We start from the raw sequence: 6,686 nt of genomic DNA, 5'->3' as shown, positions 1-6,686 counted from the left end.
TGAAAAGTTTGTTCCATGGTCTAAAGAGCTTCCCGACAACTGCTACAAAACTAAAAATTGAAATCAAGTCCAATCCTCGGGTTGGGCTTTTTATTTACCTAAGTGCTTAGGATTTGACAATTACGTTCAAACCAATAAATAAGGGCAAAACCATATAACAAAAAACATGCCTTAACTCTTGGGAAAAGGGTTAAGGCATGTTTTTGTTAGGTAGGATTAACAGGTAACCATACTGGCGATAGAACAGTGGGGTGATTTGGTGATGGCTTTGATGTTTTTGCGGAAACGCTCATATCTCATAGTACAGTAATCCAGGAAATCTTCACCATTGTAATGTCTAATCAAGGCCCAAACTGTCCAGAGTAGATCCTGGGCAGTCATAAAGCCTTTAATTTTTAAATCTTCCTCAAGGCTCAGTGGTTGACCAAAATAGATCTGAATTAAATTATTGATGGCGTCAACAGAAAGTTTAGATTCCAGGATGTAGGCTGCCACATCCCAACAAGGATCATTCATGCCAGAATACTCCCAGTCTATCAGATAGGTTCTGCCGGAATCGTCGATGACAAAGTTTTCCGGCACTGTGTCATTGTGGCAGGGGACCAGGATGGTACTCTTAATATTTTTTTGCATAAAAGCGACTAATAGTTCTTTTAACCTTTGGTAATCAAAAAATAAGTCACCATGTTGTTGCTGGATAATCTGTTCGTATTTGGCTAGCTCCCTTTGCCAATCAAAGTGGTTGGGAAAGGGCTTTGCAAAGGAGTGAGTTTTTTTCAATAAGCTAGCAACAGCTTCCAGGTTTTTAAGGGAACCCGGATCGGCCAGAGCAATGTTTTGGCTATTTTTTATGTAGAAGCTTATTTTAACTCCACTATCTTCATCAAAGTAAAAGCAATCCGAATTTACGCCAAATTCTGAAGCAATGCTATTATTGATCATTTCCACTTTACGATCAATAATTTGTTCGGTCATGCCACCTGGTTGTCGGATAACATATTCGCTACCTTTAATGTTCATTATATAGTTGTAATTGGTTAGTCCACCGGCAAAGCGGGATTTATCGAATACAATGTTTTCATCTTGAAAAACATGTCGTAGCTTTTCTTGGACTAATTTTTCTATTTTCATATATTACCCCACCAAGTATAGTGAAATTTGTTTTTTGAGATTGCTGTAAACCTACTTTAGCAAAAAAAACTAACAAAATCAATGCTTTTGGACAGACCTCTCAGTCTAGCAATGAATTTCAATGGTGCATTTGAGCGAAAAATTTTAATTACCGGTTTTGTCAAATTAGCTCCTGCTTCTCAATTGTTCAATAAAGTCACTTTAGTACCATACCTAGACCATACTAGACATAAAAGTACTAATTAAAGATCCTGATTATTCAAAAAAATAAGTTCCATATGCGTTATCATGGAGTTAACTAATTACCGTGTGAATTATCAGTCAATTAAGAAAACATCATCAAAACATTATGGCCAATAGACTGATAACGGCGGAATCAAAACAAAGGAAAGGAATTTGATCTATGAGCGACACCTTAGTTCCTCCCAGTGCAGCCGCCGTTGCTGCGAAAAAAAAGCTATCTTCTAATTTTTTCAAAAAAGGGGTTACCGTTGGTATTCTCTCTGGCATGTGCTACGGGCTTTATTCCGCATTTTTGACCTTGGGTATGGCCAATGGGGTCTGGGCGGATTGGTATGGCCCAAATACTGCCGCCCTGTCAGCGTTTGTGATTACCTACATGCTTGGTTCCCTGGGAAGTGCACTGAACGACACCATAAGTGCGCTCTGGTGTATGGGTATTGCCGCTTTCAAAGGCAAGCTTGGCGACTATTTCAGGACGCTAAAGACAAAGCCGGGTAAAATGATGATTCTTGCTGCTTTGATAGGGGGACCTATTTCAAGTACCGCATATGTTGTGGCCCTTCAAATGGCTGGTTCCATCATCATTCCAATTACGGCCCTTTGTCCTGCCATCGGGGCAATCTTAGGAAGAGTCCTATTCAAGCAAAAACTTACCCCTCGTATGTTGCTCGGTATTGCAATCTGCTTCACCGCTTCTTTAATGATCGGCAGCACCAGCATGAGTGCCGATGCACCGGAAAATCTACTCCTTGGAATCTGTATCGCTTTTATCTGTGCCTTCGGTTGGGGTCTGGAAGGTTGTGTGGCAGGTTATGGAACTTCCATGATCGACTACGAGATTGGTATTACCATCCGTCAAAGCACCTCTGGGCTTTCCAACCTGATTATCCTGGTTCCGCTTATGGCGATGATAGCAGGAAATATCGGCCTTGCCCCTTCGCTTGTGGTACAAGCAGTTACAAGCGGACCCGCCATTATTTGGTTCTTGGTTAGTGGTTTCTTTGCAGTATTCGCATACAGCCTATGGTATAAAGGCAACAGCATGTGCGGTGCGGCACTGGGCATGGCCTGTAACGGCGCGTTTTCTTTCTGGGGACCGTTTTTCTGCTGGTTGGTGCTAGGCGTATTTGCTGGTATTGATGGCTGGTCCCTGCCCCCCATCGCATGGGCGGCGGCGGTAGTGATGGCATTTGGTATTTTGGTCATTGCGATGAATCCGCTGGACTTGTTCAGAAAGAAGGAGGCCTAAGTCAATGAAACCATTAAACTACGCTATTTTAAAACACTTTACAAAGGTGAAGGAAGCCTGTGCCGATGACGTGATCGAAGCGTTAAAAGGTGAATACGGCCATTACAAAGCCTTAAAAAAACCAGCCGTGTTAGAAGCGATCATGACAGGCGAGGCCAATGGACTCCTGCAGGAAACAAGATTTGAACTTGATGAAAAGGGAGAACTAAAGGTATATTACCGCGCACACAAAGAAGGAGCGGCAACGATAAACAAGTACATTCCCGATTAGGCAATATTTTTTAGGCAGGAACGGCAACTTAGGCTGGTCCTGCCTGAAATTGAATAAAATGTGAACGTGTTTTTGGGGATTTCCTTGCCTTGGTGGGGTGCATCATGAAGTAATGTGACAAAAGGAGTTGTAGCGATGAAATACTCTGGCGAGGAAGCATTGGGACTGATTGAGACAAGGGGCATGGTGCCGGCCATTCAAGCGGCGGATGTCATGCTTAAAGCTGCTGATGTTGTTCTAGTTTCATATGAAAACATGGGGTCTGGGCTTGTCACAGTGATGGTCAAAGGGGATGTGGCGGCGGTGAAGTCAGCTGTGGAACAAGGCGCAGCGGCGGCGGCAGCCATAGGCGAACTTACTGCTTTCCATGTTATGCCGCGCCCCATCAGCCGGGTGGGAAAGATTGTTTCACAACACGACATTGATGCGGAATAAAGATCGAACATTTTTGGAAAGGGAGACGTCGCGTGGACAAAAATGATGCCTTAGGGTTCATTGAAACCTATAGCCTGGTCTCGGTGCTGGAAGCTGCGGATGCCATGTGCAAGGCTGCAGATGTGGAACTAGTGGGTTATGAAAATGTGGCTTCGGGTTTGGTTTCCGTCGTGGTGAGCGGCGATGTGGGAGCGGTAAAAGCAGCGGTAGAGGCCGGTGTTAAATCAGCCAGCAAGGTGGGTGAGGTCTATACTTCGCTCGTCATTGCGAGTCCCCATGCAGACATACAAAAAATTATCGCCAAATACGTAATAGATTTTTAATGCGGATGGTCCAATTTCTTTGTTTTTGGGTGGAAAGGGGGGTAATTGAAGGATGAATAGGATCGACAATGATTTGCTCTCAGTCCAAGAGGCACGGATTCTTGTGGAAAATGCCCGGGAGGCCCAAAAGATTCTGGCCACCTTTCCGCAGGAGAAACTGGATAAAATTGTTGGGCATATGGCCCAAGAGGCATATAAGCATGCCAAGGAACTTGCCATCATGTCGCAGGAAGAAACGGGGTTTGGCAAGTGGCAGGACAAGCTTACAAAAAACGTTTTTGCCAGTGATTTCATTTATAAAAAAATTAAAGATATGAAAGTGGTCGGCATTATTGCCGAGGACAAAGAAAATAAGACCATAGACATAGGGGTGCCGGTGGGGGTGATTGTGGCTGTACCACCCTCCACCAACCCGGTATCCACCACAATATATAAAACCTTGATTGCCATTAAATCAGGCAACGCCATTGTTTATTCACCCCATCCAAAGGCAAAAAAAAGCATTGGCAAGGTGCTGGATATCATGATACGAGCGGCTGAGGAAAATGGCTTGCCCAGCGGGGCCATAGCCTATTTGCAAACCCTGGCGGTTGACGGTACCGCTGCTTTAATGAACCACCGAGACACGGCACTAATTCTGATTACAGGGGTGCCCCAAATGGTTAGTGTGGCACATGCTTCCGGAAAGCCAGTCATTAATGGTGGCCCCGGCAATGGCCCGGCATTTATAGAGCGTTCCGCGGATATTAAAAGGGCGGTGGCGGATATTATTGCCAGCAGAACCTTTGATAACGGAATAGTTTCCGCTTCGGAGCAATCCATCGTTGCCGAGGAATGCATCGCGGAAGAAGTAAGACAAGAGCTCAAAAGAAATGGTGCCTACTTCTTGTCTGTTTCGGAATCTGAAAGTCTAAGTAAGTTCTTTTTCCTCCGGGATGGCAGCATCAATCCTGAAATTGTGGGAAAGTCTGCTGTAGAATTGGCCCGTAGAGTTGGCTTCTCCGTGCCGGATAATACCAAAGTGCTAATTTCAGAACAAAAATATGTGTCCCCCAGTAATCCTTATGCCAGGGAAAAACTTTGCCCGGTTCTGGCTTTTTATGTGGAAAAGGACTGGCTGAATGCCTGTGAAAAGTGCATAGAACTTCTGGTGAATGAGGGACTGGGACACACTCTGGTTATCCACTCAAAAAATGAGCATGTAATTCGGGAATTTGCCCTAAAAAAACCCGTATCCAGAATGCTGGTGAATACACCGGCCACCTTGGGGGGGCTAGGGGCCACAACCAATCTTTTCCCGGCCTTAACCTTGGGCTGTGGCGCAGTTGGTGGGGGCATTACATCTGATAATGTCTCGCCAATGAACCTAATTAACATCCGAAAGGTTGGTTATGGTGTGCGACCAATGGAGGATCTAGCCAAAGGGGTTCAGGTGGCGGAAGTCACTGAAATAAGCAACCAAATTTCAGTCAATCAGAAAACGACTAAGGATTCACAGGCTTTAGAAGAACTTCTTGTAAGATTAATTGAGCACCTAAAGTAGCACAGGTGATATCGAGGTGAATGGGTAGCAATGAAGAAATTTATTCTAAAACCCAAGATATATTTCAGTGAGGGTTCCATGGAATTTCTGAAAGAGGTTAAGGGGTCCTGCGCCTTTATTGTTTCGGATGCCATTATGGAGAAATTAGGTTATCTGCAGAAAACTGTAGATTATCTTAATGAATCCGGGATAAAGTCAGAAGTTTTTACAGAAGTGTGTCCCGACCCCGATGTGAAAGTCATCGCCGCGGGGATGAAGCGCTATTTGGCAACCCAGGCAGACACTATTGTTGCGTTGGGTGGCGGTTCCGTCATCGACGCCGCCAAAGGCATTTTGTATTCCCTATGGCAGTTCAGCAAAGCAGCGGGGGAGGAGTTTAAAAAACCACTCTTTATTGCCATTCCCTCCACCAGTGGGACAGGTTCCGAAGTGACCAACTTCTCCGTGATTACCACAGAAGGCGAAAAAGTGTGTCTTGTGGATGATTGGATGGCCCCGGATATCGCCATACTGGATTCCACTTGCATCCAGCACGTACCCAAACAGGTGGTGGCTGATACAGGTATAGATGCTTTGGTACATGCTATCGAGGCCTATGTTTCTACCGAGGCAACCATTTGCACCGATGCCCTGGCGGAAAAAGCAATTCAACTGATTTTTGCAGACCTAGAGAATTTATATCGCGATACTAACAATGCCAGTGCCAGGGAGCGCATTCAAAAGGCATCCTGTTTAGCGGGCATGGCCTTCACAAATGCAGGCCTCGGGATCAATCACAGCTTAGCCCATGCCTTGGGTGCAACCTTTGGCATTTCCCACGGACGTTCCAATGGATTGCTACTGAGTGCAGTGCTGGAATATAACGCTGATTTGAGCAATAAAGCGCAGAAAAATGTAGCAGAAAAATATGCCAAGTTGGCTGCGGTGATGCAATTACCTGCTCGTACATACCGAGAAGGGACGATTAATTTCCTGCAGGCCGTCAAGGATTTGACCAAAGCCCTGGGTATCCCCAAAGGTATCCAAGAAATGGGCATTGATAAAAGCAAATTTGAGGACCAACTGGGTAATATGGCAGATCTAGCCCTTTATGATCGCTGCACTCCAAGCAATCCAAGGCAACCATCCCGGGAAGATTTAATCGCTATCTATAAAAAGTCATTTTAAGCTATTAAGGGACATTAAAGGGAAAGGGAGGAAAAAAGTTGGATATTAAAGAGTTTACTAATCGGTTTGCGGATGCCACTAAACACTTATCATCGGAAGAAACCGCAGCCATCATGAAACTTTTTCAAGGTATTTCCAAAGAATTATCCGCTAACCGTCCTATAACTAATAATATTGAAACTAAGTCCCCTGAAGGGGAAATCACCGGACTGACACCGCGCTTGGAAAGACTGCGGGCAGCTTATTTAAAGGTTAAACCCAGTGTCAGCACCTATCGGGCCAGAGCTTTCACCCAGGTGGCCAAAGAAAATGAGGGTTTACCCA

At 45.0% G+C, this 6,686-nt stretch carries 8 protein-coding genes; 7 read left to right on the top strand and 1 reads right to left on the bottom strand.

All coding sequences use genetic code 11. The annotated features are described in order from the left end of the window. Nucleotides 1-216 precede the first annotated feature (216 nt). Nucleotides 217-1,131 carry a phosphotransferase gene (locus V6C27_14635; protein MEG6617630.1) on the bottom strand — a complete coding sequence of 305 codons (915 nt, stop codon included), beginning with the start codon at nt 1,129-1,131 and terminating at the stop codon, nt 217-219. A 403-nt stretch (nt 1,132-1,534) separates the two neighbouring features. On the opposite strand from V6C27_14635, the gene V6C27_14630 reads away from it, so the two are divergent. The 7 genes from V6C27_14630 to V6C27_14600 all read left to right on the top strand — a co-directional run. Continuing rightward, on the top strand, nt 1,535-2,623 hold the full coding sequence (locus tag V6C27_14630; GenBank protein MEG6617629.1) for a hypothetical protein: 1,089 nt from the start codon (nt 1,535-1,537) through the stop codon (nt 2,621-2,623). A 4-nt stretch (nt 2,624-2,627) separates the two neighbouring features. After that, nucleotides 2,628-2,894 (top strand): hypothetical protein, encoded by a 267-nt coding sequence (locus V6C27_14625; GenBank protein MEG6617628.1) that lies wholly within the window; start codon nt 2,628-2,630, stop codon nt 2,892-2,894. Between the two features lie 135 nt (nt 2,895-3,029). Next, nucleotides 3,030-3,329, top strand: a complete 300-nt coding sequence (locus tag V6C27_14620; GenBank protein ID MEG6617627.1) for a BMC domain-containing protein — start codon at nt 3,030-3,032, stop codon at nt 3,327-3,329. A 32-nt stretch (nt 3,330-3,361) separates the two neighbouring features. Further along, nucleotides 3,362-3,652 carry a BMC domain-containing protein gene (locus tag V6C27_14615; protein ID MEG6617626.1) on the top strand — a complete coding sequence of 97 codons (291 nt, stop codon included), beginning with the start codon at nt 3,362-3,364 and terminating at the stop codon, nt 3,650-3,652. A gap of 52 nt (nt 3,653-3,704) precedes the next feature. Further along, a complete protein-coding gene (locus tag V6C27_14610; GenBank protein ID MEG6617625.1) occupies nt 3,705-5,195 on the top strand; it encodes an acetaldehyde dehydrogenase (acetylating) in 1,491 nt (496 codons plus the stop codon). Nucleotides 5,196-5,225: 30 nt separating this feature from the next. Then, on the top strand, nt 5,226-6,362 hold the full coding sequence (locus tag V6C27_14605; GenBank protein MEG6617624.1) for a 1-propanol dehydrogenase PduQ: 1,137 nt from the start codon (nt 5,226-5,228) through the stop codon (nt 6,360-6,362). 38 nt (nt 6,363-6,400) lie between these two features. Next, on the top strand, nt 6,401-6,686 hold a 286-nt coding region (locus V6C27_14600; protein MEG6617623.1), incomplete at its 3' end, for a formate C-acetyltransferase/glycerol dehydratase family glycyl radical enzyme.

This window comes from Peptococcaceae bacterium 1198_IL3148 (genome assembly GCA_036763105.1).
Classification (GTDB): domain Bacteria; phylum Bacillota; class Desulfotomaculia; order Desulfotomaculales; family Desulfohalotomaculaceae; genus JBAIYS01.
This window is presented reverse-complemented; position numbering and strand designations above follow the sequence as displayed.